At 65.1% G+C, this 15,617-nt stretch carries 14 protein-coding genes; 13 read left to right on the forward strand and 1 reads right to left on the reverse strand.

Annotation, left to right across the window (positions count from 1 at the left end; translation table 11 throughout):
* Window positions 1–7: 7 nt before the first annotated feature.
* From A5724_RS04655 to A5724_RS04705, 11 genes are all read left to right on the forward strand, one after another.
* Complete coding sequence (locus A5724_RS04655; protein WP_082964856.1) at window positions 8–1,111, forward strand: extracellular solute-binding protein; 1,104 nt, start codon at window positions 8–10, stop codon at window positions 1,109–1,111.
* Window positions 1,112–1,178: 67 nt separating this feature from the next.
* Window positions 1,179–2,039, forward strand: coding sequence for a dienelactone hydrolase family protein (locus tag A5724_RS04660; RefSeq protein ID WP_067796974.1), 861 nt, complete (start codon window positions 1,179–1,181; stop codon window positions 2,037–2,039).
* 29 nt (window positions 2,040–2,068) lie between these two features.
* Window positions 2,069–2,698 (forward strand): cysteine hydrolase family protein, encoded by a 630-nt coding sequence (locus tag A5724_RS04665; protein WP_067796977.1) that lies wholly within the window; start codon window positions 2,069–2,071, stop codon window positions 2,696–2,698.
* Between the two features lie 63 nt (window positions 2,699–2,761).
* On the forward strand, window positions 2,762–3,790 hold the full coding sequence (locus A5724_RS04670) for a cupin domain-containing protein (protein WP_067796980.1): 1,029 nt from the start codon (window positions 2,762–2,764) through the stop codon (window positions 3,788–3,790).
* A gap of 320 nt (window positions 3,791–4,110) precedes the next feature.
* A complete protein-coding gene (locus tag A5724_RS04675) occupies window positions 4,111–5,217 on the forward strand; it encodes an ABC transporter substrate-binding protein (protein WP_067796984.1) in 1,107 nt (368 codons plus the stop codon).
* Between the two features lie 41 nt (window positions 5,218–5,258).
* Window positions 5,259–7,010, forward strand: a complete 1,752-nt coding sequence (locus A5724_RS04680; RefSeq protein WP_067796987.1) for an iron ABC transporter permease — start codon at window positions 5,259–5,261, stop codon at window positions 7,008–7,010.
* Between the two features lie 24 nt (window positions 7,011–7,034).
* The gene (locus A5724_RS04685; RefSeq protein WP_067796990.1) at window positions 7,035–8,195 is read left to right on the forward strand and encodes an ABC transporter ATP-binding protein; all 1,161 of its coding nucleotides are present in this window, start codon (window positions 7,035–7,037) and stop codon (window positions 8,193–8,195) included.
* Between the two features lie 8 nt (window positions 8,196–8,203).
* Entirely contained in the window at window positions 8,204–9,445 is a 1,242-nt protein-coding gene (locus A5724_RS04690) for an MFS transporter (protein WP_067796992.1), read from the forward strand.
* 52 nt (window positions 9,446–9,497) lie between these two features.
* Window positions 9,498–10,649, forward strand: coding sequence for an ethanolamine ammonia lyase-activating protein (locus A5724_RS04695; RefSeq protein ID WP_067796995.1), 1,152 nt, complete (start codon window positions 9,498–9,500; stop codon window positions 10,647–10,649).
* Window positions 10,646–12,166: an ethanolamine ammonia-lyase reactivating factor EutA gene (locus A5724_RS04700; protein WP_067796997.1), complete on the forward strand. Its 1,521-nt coding sequence runs from the start codon at window positions 10,646–10,648 to the stop codon at window positions 12,164–12,166. The genes A5724_RS04695 and A5724_RS04700 overlap by 4 nt, the downstream gene beginning before the upstream one ends.
* A complete protein-coding gene (locus A5724_RS04705) occupies window positions 12,163–12,879 on the forward strand; it encodes a class II aldolase/adducin family protein (protein ID WP_067797003.1) in 717 nt (238 codons plus the stop codon). The genes A5724_RS04700 and A5724_RS04705 overlap by 4 nt, the downstream gene beginning before the upstream one ends.
* Here the strand turns inward: A5724_RS04705 and A5724_RS04710 are convergent.
* The gene (locus A5724_RS04710) at window positions 12,874–13,728 is read right to left on the reverse strand and encodes an NAD(P)-dependent oxidoreductase (protein ID WP_082964859.1); all 855 of its coding nucleotides are present in this window, start codon (window positions 13,726–13,728) and stop codon (window positions 12,874–12,876) included. The genes A5724_RS04705 and A5724_RS04710 overlap by 6 nt on opposite strands.
* Before the next feature lie 118 nt (window positions 13,729–13,846).
* Between A5724_RS04710 and A5724_RS04715 the strand changes: the two genes are divergently transcribed.
* Window positions 13,847–15,106 carry an aromatic ring-hydroxylating dioxygenase subunit alpha gene (locus A5724_RS04715; RefSeq protein ID WP_232004697.1) on the forward strand — a complete coding sequence of 420 codons (1,260 nt, stop codon included), beginning with the start codon at window positions 13,847–13,849 and terminating at the stop codon, window positions 15,104–15,106.
* Window positions 15,103–15,615: a 3-methyl-2-oxobutanoate hydroxymethyltransferase gene (locus tag A5724_RS04720; protein WP_067797009.1), complete on the forward strand. Its 513-nt coding sequence runs from the start codon at window positions 15,103–15,105 to the stop codon at window positions 15,613–15,615. The genes A5724_RS04715 and A5724_RS04720 overlap by 4 nt, the downstream gene beginning before the upstream one ends.
* Window positions 15,616–15,617: the final 2 nt, after the last annotated feature.

The raw sequence follows: 15,617 nt of genomic DNA on the forward strand, positions 1-15,617 counted from the left end.
ACGACCGATGCGCCTTCGACATCGACCTGCACGGGGGATGGCGGTGGTTGCCATCGGTTTGGCGGCCACGCTGATCGCGGCATGCGGCGCACCGTCGCACTCCGGGTCTGATGGCGGCCAGGCTGCGCCGACCTCGAGCAAGCCGTGGGACGGGCTGACCGGGACGCAGCGCGACGACGCGCTCGTCGTAGCCGCGAAGGCCGAAGGCGAACTGACGGTGTACTCGGCGTTCAACGACGAGCAGGCGATGGCCGATGCGTTCACCAAGAAATACGGCATCAAAGTCAACGTCTACAACGCCAACTCCGAGACCGTCCTGCAACGCGTCGTACAGGAGGCCACCGCGCACAAGCTGACCAACGATGTGCTCGTGGCGCCGGCCACCGATATGACGGCGGTGGAATCCAAGGGCCTGCTTGGCGATTACCGCTCGCCGTACCGTGACGCGATGCCCGACGCGGGCAAGTCGACGGGATGGACGGGGGTGCGGCGGCTGGCTTTCGTCGCCGGCTACAACACCGGAAAGCTGACGCCGGCCGATCTGCCCGCCGATTACGCCGGCTTCGCCGACCCGAAATGGAACGGTCGAATCAGCATGGAGTACAGCGATATCGACTGGTACGCCACCGTGCGACGCTATTACCAACAGCAGGGTATGTCGGACGATGACATCTCGACGATGTTCCGGAAGATTGCGGCGAACTCCAAGACCGCCAAAGGCCACACGGTGCAGGCCGAACTGCTGGCCGCGGGCCAGTTCGACGTGGCGCTGTCGGTCTACACCCAGTCGGTCAACCGGCTCGTCGACAAGGGCGCGCATGTGGCCTTCGGGGAGGGCACCGGCCACATCGTCTCCCCGGTGGTGGTGAGATACGACGCAGGCGGCGTGATGCGCGGCACCGACAATCCCGCCGGGGCGGCGCTGTACTTGGACTTCCAACTCGGGCCCGATGGCGCCGCGGTCGACCAGCAGTTGCGCGCGCTGCCGCCACTGCCCACGGCACACGACCCGTTGGCGGGCGCGCAGGTGGTCGATCTGGACGTCGCCGACTTGGTGGCCAACCGCGCCAAGATCGCCGAAGAGTACAACCAACTGGTAACGGGATCCTGAGCAGTCCGCCCAGCGGATGTACATCCGCGTCAGGACAGAGCGATCCGGTGAAAGAGGAACACAGGACATGTGTGTAGAGCCGAAAGGCGTCCCGCCCCTGCGGACCGCCGAGGAGCGCGAGCCGAGTGATCGAATCCCGCCAGGCGAGCTGACCCGGCTGGGGCAGGACTCCTACGGTTGGGTGGCCATCCCGAACGACGTCGACGCCGCGTTGCCGATCGTGATCATCTGCCACGAGCGCTACGGCGTCGTGCGGCACACCGTCGAACTCACCGAGAAGTTCGCAGCTGCCGGATTCGCTTCGGTGGCACCGGATTTCTTTGCCGACATGGACCTGTCCGATGAACACGAGCGCTTGCCCGACATCAGTGACGCCGCAGCGCTGCGGCACCTCGACGCGGCGGCGGCATACGTCCGCGGCCTTGAACCCCGTCTGCGCGGGACGCCCATCGCCGTCGTCGGAATCTGCCGAACCGGCAGCTACGGGATCGTCGCCGACGCGGCACGCGACGACGTCGCCGCCGCGGTACTGCTCTACGGTGGCGCGCAACCACGGGAGTACGAAATCGGCGAACTGCGCGCGGCGCCGTATGTGGAGCTGATCAAGGCCGGCGCAGCGCCGGTGCTGGGCATCTGGGGAGAAAAAGACCACACCATGTCCGTCGAGCACGTCCGGCGGTTGCGTGGCCATCTCGAAGACGCCCGGCGCAGTTACGACTTCGTGCTGTACCCGGACCTACCGCACGGCTGGCTCAACGACACGATGCCCGGCCGGTTCCGCGCGGAGCAGGCCCGCGAAACCTTCGAGCTGATGGTGTCGTGGCTGCGGACCGTCGCCTCGAAGCAGCAGTCAGGGCAGGTGCGTTGGCGCTTCACGTCGACCATCGCCGACGATTACGACTTCGCCAGCAACACGCGTCAACACTGAGTTCACAATATGTTTGGAGTCGATAGCCAATGATTCACTACGATTACCGCGCCACCGGTCTTGTCGTGTTCGACATGCTGGAGGCCTACCGCGAGCCCATCGAGGCCGCCGGATCGATCGGCCCGACGAAGCGGTTGATCGACGCCTGTCGCACGGTTGGGGTGCCGATCTTCTACGCCCGTGCCGACCATCGTGCGGACGGCGCCGATTTCGCCCGAACCATCGCCGACACCGACAGCCATTTCCGGCCGTGGGGACCGGACAACCCGTACCAACCGTTGCCTGCGCACGCCTCGGGGTCACCGGCACTGTCGGTGCTGGCCGAGATCGCACCGCAACCGGGGGACTACGACGTGCCCAAGCATCGTTGGTCGGCGTTTCACGGGACGCATCTGGAACTCTCGCTGCGCAGCCGCGACATCGACACGATCCTGCTCGTCGGTGGCTCGGTTCACGTCGGCATCGCGTCCACCGCGTACGACGCCCGTGATATGGACTTCCAGATCACCATCATTCCGGAGTGCTGCCACGGCTTCGCCGAGCAGCGGACCTTCTTCATGGAGAAGGTGTTCCCGAGGATGTGCAATGTGCGCTTGCTCGAGGACGTGATTGCCGGGCTGACGCCCGCGGTGCCGAGTGTGGCTGGACATCGGTTGTGACGCCGCTTACGATGCTAATGGTAAAACCATTCTACAGTTGAAGGCTCGTCGAAGGAGAACAGTATGGGGAAGAAGGGCCGCGTATTCGTCCGCGGACTGACCTCGGAGACCTATGGGCTCGGTGAATTCCGGCGCCAGCAACTGGAGGTCGAGCGGGTCCGCGACGATGCGTTCGTCGTCGACGACGCCAAGGTCGCCCACTCCGGAGACAGCGAACAATCACGGACCTGGTGGCGAATCGGCCCCGGTGACGAGGATTTCCTCACCCAGACCGTCCAGGTTCACTTCGTGGAGCTGCCGCCGCAGTCGTCCAACCACGGCCACGGCCACCAGAACGAAGCGGCGTTCTACATCCTCGAAGGCCGCGGCTACGAGATTCACGACGACCAGCGCTACGACTGGGCCAAAGACGATCTGGTCTATGTGCACACCGACTCGGTGCACCGGCACTTCAACCCCTATGACGAGAAGGCGTTGGCTCTGGTCGTCAAGGCAAAGTGCACTTGGATGTTCATGGGTCTGATCCAGCAGGGCCGCAGCGGACCGGTCGAGAACGAGGCCGCGTTCGGGCCGCGCGAGGACTGGTCGCGGATCTGGACTCCTGGCGTGCTGGACCGCAAGAAGGTGATCAGCCCGGCGGACACCGTCTGGGAGCAGACCCCGTTGGGGCGGGTGCGGACCATCGCCTCGCCGGAGCGCACCGACGGCAGGATTTTCAGCATCGACGCCTTCGAGCTCGAAATCGAGGCAGGTGGCCATTCCGGCAAGTACTGGAAGATGGCCGACGAGGTGTATTACGTACTGTCCGGCGGCGGCTACGCGCTGCAGTGGGAGGTCGAGGCGGAGATCGCCGAGAAGTACTACGCGCGTATCGCTTTGGAGCCGAAGCGGTACGAGATCAAGCAGGGCAACACCCTGTATGTGCCGCAGAACCACGTGTGCCAGCTCTTCGCGGCAGACGGCACGCCGCTGCGGCTGTTCAACGCACAGAACCGGGTGTTCAAGCACCTGGGCTATGACAACACGCACTTCTTCGAGCCTGCCTCCGCTGCTGACAAGCCGGCAGGCGAATTGGCCGACGCCTCAGCCTGACCCAGACTTCGGTCCGGCGGCTTGCCCTCACCGGCCGCCGGACCGAACTCCAACGCGCTGGTCGCCCTAAGGCGGCACAGTGCGTTTTCTGCTGTGCAGAATCCTCTGGATCTTTCTGTTCGTTCAGCAGACAATATTTCGGTGAAGGGCTTCACAGGAGGCTTCGGACATGATAGGAATCACACTAATGGTCATACAATAAGTCCAGAGATTGCCGACGACCCATCAGCCCAAAGCTCAGAGATCGACAGGCCGTCAACGGGGGCCAGAATCCGGCGCAGTCGGCGCCGGCGGACATGAACAGTGAGGACTCGAGGCACATGACATTTCGACACGGTCATCTGGTGGCGGCCGTCGGCCTGACGCTGGCCCTTGTCTCATGCGGCGCGCCGCCGACTGCGCCGCCAAGCGGGTCGGGGCAGAACAATGGCGCCTCGAAATTCCAGCAGTACGAGGGCCTCAAAGGCCAGCAACGCCGCGACACCTTGCTCAAGGACGCGAAGACCGAAGGCGAAGTGTCGGTGTACACGTCGATGACGAGCGACGTGGCGAATGCTGTCACGAAGGCGTTCACCGAACAGACCGGCATCAAGGTCAACCTGTACCGCGCTGACTCGGAAACTGTGCTGCAACGCATCCTGCAAGAGGCCAGGGCCAACCACGCCGGCGCCGACGTCGTCGAAACCGACGCGCTGGAGATGGCGTCGCTGGGCAAGGAGCAACTGGTGGAGCCCTACACCGGCGAACGTCGCGACCTGGTGGGCGACGAGGGCAAGTTCGACAACTGGACGGCCGACCGATACAACCTGTTCGCCCCCAGCTGGAACACCACGAAGGTGCCCGCGGGCGACCAGCCGAAGTCGTGGGAAGACCTGGCCAGCCCGAAGTGGGACGGCGCGCTCGCAATGGAGCTCAACGACTACGACTGGTATCTGACGCTCTACGAGTACTGGCAGCAACACGGTAAGAGCGATGCCGATATCGACAAGATCTTCGCCGATATGGCCAATGGCGCGAAGGTGGTCAAGGGCCACACCGTGATGGGCGAAATGCTCTCGGCCGGACAGTATTCGGTGGCGGCGTCGAACTACAGCTACATCGTGCAGAAGGCGGTGAACAAGGGCGCGCCGGTGGCTTACCAGCCGTTCGTGCAACCGGTGATTGCCCGTCCGCAGGGTGCCGCCCCGCTGAAATCCGCCCCGCATCCCGCCGCTGCATTGCTTTTCCAGGACTGGCTGTTCACCGAAGGCCAGCAGGTGTTCGTCGATCAGGGACTGACCCCGTCGATCGAGCCGGCGAACCTGAAGGACCCTTTGGAGGGAATCGAGGTCATTCCCGTCGACGTCAAACAGCTTCTGGACAAGCAGAAGGAATGGAGCGACCGCTACGAGGCGCTGCTGTCCCGAAGCGACAAGATCGGCGGCTGAGCGCCGCACGCCCGGCCAGCCCGACGCATTGAGGTGAATACATGACGACTGCCACACCGACTCGGCCGGCCGCCCCGGCGCCCTCGGTCGGTCCAGTACCGACCCAGCCCGGCCGTTGGCGGCGCTTCCTGCCCAACACGAAATTCCTGACTCTCGGCGTGGTGACCCTTGTCATCGCCTATCTGGCGCTCGTGCCGCTGTACTACCTGTTCTGGGGAACGTTCTTCGACGCAACGGGGTTCACGTTCTCGGGGTTCGAACGGGCATACGGCAACCACCAGATCTTCGACCTGGTCGGCAACTCGTTGTTGTTCGCGGTGGGCGCTGCGGCGGTGTCGCTGGTGCTCGGCACCGGGTTGGCGTATCTGAACGTTCGCACCGACGTCCCGTTCAAGGCGCTGTTCTTCGCCGCATCCATAATCCCCCTGGTGATACCGGGCATCCTCTACACGATCGCGTGGATCCTGTTGGGCAGCCCGGATATTGGATTGATCAACCACTACCTGGAGCCGGTTTTCGGGCACGCGGTGATCGACGTGTTCAGCATCTGGGGCATGATCTGGGTCGAGGGCCTGCAACTGTCGCCGATCGTCTTCCTGCTCATGGTCGCCTCGTTCCGCTCGATGGACCCGTCGTTGGAAGAGTCGGCGTTGATGTCGGGCGCAGGCCGGTGGACCGTCTTCCGTAAGGTCACCGTGCCGTTGGCCCGGCCTGCGATCGTGGCCGCGGTCCTGATCATGGTGGTGCGCAGCTTGGAGAGCTTCGAGGTGCCCGCACTGCTGGGTCTGCAGAACGGCACATACGTGTTCACCAGCCGGATCTACTTCGTGCTGCGGGACTATCCGCCGGACCTGTCCGCCGCGGGCGCATTGGCGATCGGCTTGCTGATCATCGCCGTACTCGGTGTCGCGATCTCGAACTTCGCCGGGCGCGCCAGCAAGAACTACCAGACGGTGACCGGCAAGGGATTTCGGCCCCGGCCAATGGAACTCGGCAAGTGGCGGCCCGTGGCAGGCGTGCTGATCATCGGCTATTTCCTGCTGACCGTCATCGCACCGCTGCTGGTGCTGTTGTACACCTCGCTGCTGAAGTTCTACGCGCCGCCGTCGAAGGACACGTTCAAGTCCATGACGCTGGAGAACTACCGGGCGCTGGCACACACCGCGGACGCCATCACGGCGCTGAAGAACTCGCTGATCCTCGGGCTGTCGTCGGCGACGCTGGTGATGGCGGTGATGGCGGTGGCCGCCTGGATCGTGGTGCGCTCCAAGATCCGCGGTCGAAAGATCTTGGACGGATTGGCTTTCATGCCGCTGGTGGTGCCCGGCCTGGTGATGGGTCTGGCGCTGAGCTTCGTCTACCTTCGCAGCCCCATTCCGATCTACGGAACGCTGTTCATCCTGCTGATCTCCTACTGCACCCGGTACCTGCCGTACGGCATGCGGTACTCGGTCACCTCGATGCAGCAGATCTCCAACGAACTGGAGGAGTCGGCGATGGTGAACGGCGCCAGTTGGTGGCAGACGTTCCGCCGGGTGCTGCTTCCGTTGCTGATGCCGGGCTTGGTCGCGGGCTGGATCTACATCCTCGTCGTATCGTTCCGCGAGCTGTCCAGTTCAATCCTGTTGTACAGCCCAGGAAACGAAGTGCTGTCCATCCTGATCTTCGAGCAGTTCGAGAACGGCCAATTCACCGTCTTGTCCGCGCTCGGAGTCGTCATGGTGCTGACGCTGGTGGTGTTGGTCACCGTCGCTTACAAGCTCGGGGCCAAGGTCGGCCTCAAGCAGGATTGATCTGGTTGGAAAGGAACTACCGACGTGCTCGAAGTCCAGAACTTGGTCAAGACGTTCGACGGTGAACGACAGAAACGCCGGAACCGCGGGTCGGCCCCCGCAAACAACGGTGAGCCGGCAAGGGTTTTCGCCGTCAACGACGTCAGCTTCAAGGTCGAACCCGGTGAGTTGTTCACCTTGCTCGGGCCGTCGGGTTGCGGCAAATCGACGACGCTGCGGTCTATCGCGGGTCTCGAGCAACCGGACGCCGGCGTCGTCTCGGTGGGCGGCAACGTGTTGTTCGCGGCGGGCGCCCAAACACAGAAGCGGGTGAATGTCCCTGCTAACAAGCGCGGACTCGGAATGGTCTTCCAGTCGTACGCGATCTGGCCGCACATGAGCGTCTTCGAGAACGTCGCCTTCCCGCTGCGGGTGCGGCCGCGGCGGCATCGTCCCGGTAAGCGCGAGATCACCGAACGCGTGGAACGGGTGCTCGAGACCATGGAACTGCTGCAGTACGCCGACCGGCATGCCACCAAGTTGTCCGGTGGACAGCAGCAGCGGCTCGCGCTGGCGCGTGCGATCGTGATCGAGCCGTCGCTGCTGCTGCTCGACGAGCCGCTGTCCAACCTGGACGCCAAACTCCGTGAGTCGCTTCGCTTCGAGCTCAAGCGACTGCAGCGGGAACTCGGCATCACGTCGATCTACGTGACGCACGACCAGATCGAGGCCCTTTCACTGTCGTCGAGCATCGCCGTGATGAAGGCGGGCGAGGTGGTTCAGCTGGGCAAGCCGCGCGCCATCTACGAGAACCCGCAGAGCAAGTTCGTCGCGGAGTTCATCGGGACGTCGAACTTCATCGACGGCACCGTCGCGTCGCGAAGCGGTGACCGGCACGTCGTCGAGACGCGCGACGGCCGCCTGACACTCGAGTCGGGTGCGCACGTCGAACCGGGAACCGGGGTGGTGGTGTCCATCCGGCCGGAGGCGGTCATGCTGACCACCGACCATCCGACAGGCGCGGAGAACGTGTGGGAAGGCAATGTCACCACCCGCGCGTTCCTCGGCGACGCGGTCGACCACGTGGTGGCCGTCGGCAAGCACGAGATCCGTGCGCGCTGCCTGCCGCACATCTCGCATGCGCCGGGAACCACGGTGTACCTGGACATGCAGCCAGGCAAGCTGTCGCTCGTCCCCGTCGACTGACCGCGAGTATGCGTGTTGCGGAAGTACTGAAAAACCGCGATTTCAACCTCTACTGGGCGGGCGTGGTCTTCTCCCAGATCGGCACCAGGGGGACCGTCGCGGCGAATCTCTACCACGTCTACCAACTGACCGGCTCGGTCGCTCAGACCGGGTTGGTCGGTGCCGCACAGGCCGTCGCGCTGCTGGTGTTGAGCCCGCTCGGCGGCGTGTTCGCCGACCGGTGGGACCGCCGCAGGCTGCTGCAGTGGTCGCAGGCGGTGGCGATGGTGGTGGCCGGCGGCCTCGCCGCGCTGACGCTCACCGGCCGTATCGTGGCTTGGCAGGTGTTGGTGTCCGTCGTGTTGACCACCGCCGCAGCGACTTTCGACCAGCCGGCCAGGCAGGCGCTGATCCCGGCGCTGGTGCCGCGCACACAGTTGCCCCAGGCGTTCGCGTTGCTCAACCCGTCGCGCGAGATCGCGGTGCTGCTGGGTCCCGCCCTGGCGGGCATCTTCATCGGCATGGCCGGCCCGGGCCTGATGTATGCGGTCGATGCGGGTACCTACGCGGTGCTGGTCGTCATCTTGCAGGTGCTGCGCGTCGCGAAACTCGAAGGAGCCGGATCGCACACGTCGGTGTGGTGGCAGCTCATCGAGGGTGCGCGATTCGTCAAGGGCCGCAAGATCATCTGGATGCTGATGTCGCTGGACCTCTCGGCGACGCTGTTCGGCGCATACCGTGTCGTACTGCCCGCGTTGTGCGCCACTGTCTTTCACGTGGGTCCGCAGGGCTACGGTGTGCTGTCCGCCGCCCCGTCCGCGGGCGCACTGCTCGCCACGTACACGGTGTTCCGAGTGGTCGATAGGACGCGGCGGCTGGGCAGGGTGCTGCTGGTGTCGACGGTGCTGTACGGACTCTCCAACGTCGCGCTGGCACAGGCGCATCTGTTCGTGATCGCCGTCGCGGCGGGGCTGCTGATCGGAGCATTCGACGCGATGGCCACCACGATCCGCCATGCCGCCGTGCAACTCGAGACGCCAGACGAATTGCGCGGAAGGGTATCGGCGATCTATCAGATGTCCTCGCGCGGCGGTCCGGCCCTCGGCGACACACTGGTCGGCGCGGTGGCGGGCGCACTCGGTCCCGTGACGGCGCTGACCGTCGGCGGCGTGCTCGCGGCGGTCTATGCCGGCGTCTTCGTCGCCAGGCCTAACCCGGTGCGCGCGTACCAAGGCGTCAACCAAGATGAGGACGCGACTGTGTCGACCTGACCTTGACACTCATTCAATTGGTAATACCATTAGGTCAAACTGCTGATGGAGGATGCACGTGGCCAAAGACGCAATCGTTTCCGACGCTCTGGCGAAAAAGTTCGCCACCGAAAAGGATTCGCCCTACGTACGGTGGGTCCGCGACGAGGGCCTCGACATCATCAGCGCCCACTACGTCCCCGACCTCAACACCGTTGAGCTGAAGCCGTGGGCACGCCGCGGCGGACGCGGAGTCTTCATCAACCACGAGGCCTCGCGCACCTCCAACGACTGCTACGTGTGCGAGATCCCGGCAGGTGGGGAACTTGCACCGCAGCGGCAGCTGTTCGAAGAGATGATCCTGGTGCTGTCCGGTCATGGGTCCACGTCGGTGTGGAACGACGCCGGAGCGAAGGTGACCTTCGAGTGGGGGCCAGGCGCGATGTTCGCGATTCCGCTCAACACGTGGCACCAGCACTTCAACGGGTCCGGCACCACCGCTGCGCGGTTCGTCTCCTCGACGAACCTGCCTCCGGTGATCAACCTCTACGACGAAGCCGATTTCGTGTTCAACACCGCGCACGACTTCGTCGGGCGATTCGCCGGTGAGCCGGACTATTTCGCGCCGAAGGACGAGCAGGACGGCCTGCTGCTGAAGACCAACTTTGTAGCCAATACCATTGATCTGCCGTTGATTTCGGCCAAGGAACGCGGCGCCGGCGGCGGACACATCCGCTTCTCGATGGCCAAGGGGTCGATGAACAGCCACATCTCGCAGTTCGGCACCGCCACCTACAAGAAGGGCCACCGGCACGGACCCGGTGCCCACGTGATCATCCTGAGCGGCCACGGTTTCTCGCTGATGTGGCCCGAGGGCGAAGAACCCCGTCGCTACGACTGGCAGCCCGGCACGCTGATCGTGCCGCCGAACATGTGGTTCCACCAGCACTTCAACACGGGCGCAACGCCTGCGCGCTACCTCGCCTTCAAGCACGAGGTGGTGTCGGTGCGCAACGCGCAAGGGGTCCCGAAGGCGTGGATCAGCCAGCGCATCGGTGGCGATCAGATCGATTACGCCGACGAGTCGCCGATCGTCCGCGACACATTCGCCAAGGCGCTCGCGGAGAACGGCCTGGTGCCGCAGATGGATGATGCCTACGCCGCCGAACTGGCGGATCTGCCGCCGAAGCCGGGCGAGCAGGTGCCGGTGGCGTCGCCGGCATGACCCACGATCCCGACCACGAACACGACGAACCCGATCTGCCGCTCGCCGACAACCCGATCTGGCAGCAGGACAACGTCACTCTGCACAGCGTCGGCATCGACATCGGCAGTTCCGGCACGCAGGTGGTGTTCTCGAGGCTGGCGCTGCGCAGACGCGGCGAGGACCTCACCAGCCGGTACGTCGTGGTGTCCAGGGACACCCTGTTCGAGTCGGAGTTGGAGTTGACGCCGTACACCGACGATCTGCAGATCGACGCCGCGGCGCTGGGTCGCATGCTCGACGCGGCCTACGACGGAGCGGGGCGGCAACCGCAGGACGTCGACACCGGCGTGGTGATCCTGACCGGCGAGGCGCTACGCCGCCGCAATGCGGAACGGATCGCAGCGGTGGTCGCCGAGCGGGCGGGCGACCTGGTCTGCGCGACGGCCGGTCACCACATGGAGGCCATGCTCGCGGCGTACGGGTCAGGTGCGGTGCGCGCCTCGCATGACGGCTGGGAACGCATCCTGAACATCGACATCGGCGGTGGCACAACCAAGCTCGCGATCACCGATCGCGGACGCGTACTTGCCACCGCAGCCATCCACGTCGGCGGGCGGCTGATCGCGGTCGACGGTGACACCGTCACGCGCATCGAACCAGGCGGTCGCAGGCACGCCGCCGCGGTCGGCCTCGATCTCGATCTCGGCAGTCGGGTGTCGTCGGCCGACCTGGACGCGATCGCCTCCGAAATGGCCGACCAGGTCATCGCGGCGGTGCGCGGCGAGCCATCGGCGGAGCCGCTGTTCTTGACCGGCCCCATCGCGGTGCAGGGCGTGGACGGCATCATCTTCTCCGGCGGAGTCGCGGAGTACGTGTACCGCACCGAGACAAGGGATTTCGGTGATCTGGGCCGTCGCCTCGGGCTGGCGCTCGCCGAGCGCGCCGATGAACTGCCCGCGCCCGTGCTGGTTGCGGCGCAACGAATCCGTGCGACCGTGCTCGGCGCGTCGGAGTACACCGTTCAACTCAGCGGGATCACCAGTTTCATCCCGGTGCCGGACAGCACGCTGCCGAGACGCAACCTGCAAGTGGCACGGCCGGAATATGCGCTTGGCGAGGTGGTCGACCGCGATGCGGTGGCGTCGGCGATCGAACATCATCTGTCGATGTTCGGGCTGCACGACGCGGCGGCCGATGTGGCGCTGGCGCTGCGCTGGACCGGTACGCCGAGCTACCGACGGTTGCGTGCGTTCGCCGAAGGTGTGGTGGCGGGACTGCGCTGGCGGATGGCCCACGGGCACCCGGTCTATCTGATGATCGACGGCGACATCGCGCTCACGCTCGGCACCATCCTGCGTGACGAGCTCGAGGTATCCAACGATCTGCTCATCCTCGACGGAATCGAGTTACGTGACTTCGATTTCGTCGATCTGGGTCGGATACGGCATCCGTCGAACACGGTGCCGGTGACCATCAAATCGCTGGTGTTCTCGGCAAACGAGAATCCAGCGGGCCGGGCCGCAGTCCTGACATGAGCGATTTGTCGACCACCGTCGCCACCGCCTGCCGCATCCTGGGCCAGCAGGGACTGGCCGCCGATGTCCTCGGCCACGTCAGCGTCCGATTGGACGAGGACAGAATCCTTCTGCGCTGCCGCGGTCCTCAGGATCGCGGGCTGTTGTTCACCGAAACCGACGACGTTCGCGTCGTCGACCTGAACGGCCACGGCGAGCTCGACGGCGGGTATGCGGTGCCCAACGAGTTCCACATCCACACCGAACTGTTCCGGGCCAGGCCCGACGTGCAGGCAGTGGTGCACGCCCACCCGCGCGAGGTGATGGTCGTCGACCTGGCCGGGATCGGCCTGCGACAGGTGTTCGGCGCCTACAACATTCCGGCCTCCCGACTGGCGCATGACGGCATCCCGGTATACCCGCGCTCGGTGCTGGTCCGCACGCCCGAGCTGGGCAGAGCTGTCGCGGCCGCCGTCGGCGACGCCAAGGTGTGCCTGTTACGCGGACACGGCATCGTGACCGTGGGGGAGTCGGTGGAACAGGCGACGTTGCGCGCCCTCGACCTCGTCGAGTTGGCCCGCATCACGACCGAGGTGGCATTGCTCGGCGGTCGGCCCCAGGTGCTCACCGAGGACGACCGGCACGAGCTGCCCGATCTGGGCTCCACGTTCAACGACTTGTCGCGCTGGCGGCACTACGCCGGCCGGCTGGAAGTCGCCGGGCTGTCGCTATAACCCGCCCTCGGCCTTGGCCAACGGCGCGACGCGGCGGCCCAGATAGCTGCACTCCGGCCCGTACAACAGATCGGCGACGTCCGCTGCGGTCAGCGTCTTGATCAGCTGGTCGATCTGACCGGTCAGCGGCAAGACCAGTCCACCGTTCTGTGCGAGGTCGAGGACGAAATCCATGTCCTTCTCCTGCCAGGTGAACCGCGTGCTGTCCCAACGGCGCAATGTGCCGTTGTCGCCGGGACACTTCAGCAGGACCTCGCGCATGCGCTGCGCATCGACCCCGTATCGCTTTGCGATCGCCAGCGTTTCGAAGTTCGCGACGCAGTGCACCCAGTGCAGCAGGTTGTTACACGTCTTGGCGAGTTGACCCGCACCGAGCGGTCCGACATGTTCGACACCCCGGCTGTAGCTCATCATCACCGGTCGCGCCCGCTCCACATCGGCGGTGTCGCCGCCGCACAGCGACAGCAGGTTGCCGTCCTTGGCGCCCTGCGCGCCGAACACGACCGGTGCGTCGATCAGCCGCATCTCCTTCGGCTTGAAGATCGCGGCCAGGCGCTGCATGAAATCCAGACTGTGCGTCCCAGCGACGACGACGAGTTGACCTGCCTTGCCGTGTACCGCCAATTCCACTGCGACGGATTCCATCTGGTCATCGGTGCGCAGGCACGCGACGATGATGTCGCTACTGGTCGTCAGTTCCGCGAGACCGGATGCCGATGCCGCACCTGCGGCGGCGGCCGTCGCCAACCGGTCGGCGTCGACGTCGTAAGCGATTACGTCGAAGCCGTTGGCGACCATGTGGCCTGCCATCGGCTGTCCCATATCGCCGACGCCGATGATTCCGATCATGTAGCTGCCTTTCTGGTTCCATGGGTTGGCCTGAAGTACTAATGGTATTACAATTGGAGCATTGTGACGAGGACAGCTGAGAGGGTGGACGGTGCTTAGGGCAGAGATCAATGAGCTTTTGACCCGTACAGGTCCGGGCACGCCGATGGGCGAGATGTTCCGGCAGTACTGGATCCCGGCGACGCTCGCCGAGGAGCTCCCCGAGAACGACTGCCCTCCGGTTCGGGTGAAACTACTGAGCGAGCGGATGGTCGCATTCCGCGACAGCGACGGCCGGTACGGCTTGATCGACGAATTCTGCGCACACCGCGGCGCGTCACTGTGGTTCGGCCGCAACGAGGGCTCGGGTCTGCGCTGCCCTTACCACGGTTGGAAATACGACGTCACCGGCCAGGCTGTCGAGGTGCCGTCGGAACCGGAGAACAGCAACTTCTGCGCGCACGTGAAGCTGACGTCGTACCCGCTGGTCAAGATCGGCGACGTGCTCTGGACCTACATGGGCGATCCGGAGAAGCAGCCGCCGCTGCCGGAGTTCGAGTTCGCCCTCGTCCCGCCCGAGCAGACCTACACGTCCAAGCGCTGGCAGGAATGCAACTGGCTGCAGGCGTTCGAGGGCGGTATCGACTCCAGCCACGTGTCCTTCCTGCACTCCGGCGGGCTGAAGAGCGACCCGTTGTTCAAGGGCACCAAGGGCAACGAGTACAACATGGCCGACCTCAAGCCCTACTTCGAGGTGGCCGACTTCGAGGGCGGACTGTTCGTCGGGGCCAGACGCAACGCCGAGGACGACACCTACTACTGGCGGATCACTCCCTGGGTGATGCCGTGCTTCACCATGGTGCCGCCGCGCGGGGATCACCCTGTGCACGGCCACTTCTGGATCCCGATCGACGACGAGAACTGCTGGGCGTACTCGTTCGACTACCACCCGGTGCGTGCTTTGACCGCCGCCGAGGTGCAAGCGATGCGCGACGGCCACGGCGTGCACAGCGAGAACATTCCCGGCACGTATCGCCCGAAGGCCAACAAGGACAACGACTACCTGATCGACCGCGAAGCGCAGAAGCGTGGTGACACGTATTCCGGTGTGAAGGGCATCGCGATGCAGGATGCGTCGCTGCAGGAGAGCATGGGCCCGATCGTGGACCGCACCAAGGAGATGTTGGTGTCAGCCGACACCGGCATCATCAAGGCCAGGCAGAAGCTGAAGAAGGCCGTTGAGGCGCTGCGGGACAACGGAACCACGCCTCCGGGTGTGGACCCGGCTCATCACAGGGTGCGTTCAGCCGCGGTGGTGTTGCCGCGGGACGCGTCGTTCATCGAGGCCTGTCGCGAAGACCTGTCGGTACGCGAGGGCGTTCGGCAGTCGTCGGTATGACCGCACGGCCGATCTTCGGCAGCAGTTGCGCCAGGGCTACGACGGCCGCCGAGATGCGCTACCGCATCGACCGGCCGATCCGCGGGCGCCGGGGCGCGCGCATCGTCGGACTGGACGCCGGTGCGGACGCGATCGTCAATCGCATCTCCCGCGAGCAATGGGGACATGCGCGGTTCTTCTCGCTGGCCGAGCCGGCGGGGCCGGTCGGCGACGGCGGTTCGGAGTCGGTGGTGCTGCGGTCCGCCGACGGCGCGGTGTCCAGCCTGCTCGCCGAACTCGAGGACGCGGATGTGGTGATCATGGTGGCCACCACCGAAAGTGACGCCGCGGCGGCCACCATCATCGGCGCGGCGTGCACCGTGCGTGGAATCATGACCGCCGGCTTGGTGATTGGCGAGCAGGCGCTCGTCACTGCCACGGTGGCGGCCATCCGCCCGCACGCGCGCGTGCTGATGGTCAGTGCCGACGAGCGCGACGTGATCGACGTGCTCACCGCTCTGCGGGCGTAGGA

Origin of the sequence: Mycobacterium sp. ACS1612, from assembly GCF_001667505.1 — a bacterium.
GTDB lineage: Bacteria > Actinomycetota > Actinomycetes > Mycobacteriales > Mycobacteriaceae > Mycobacterium.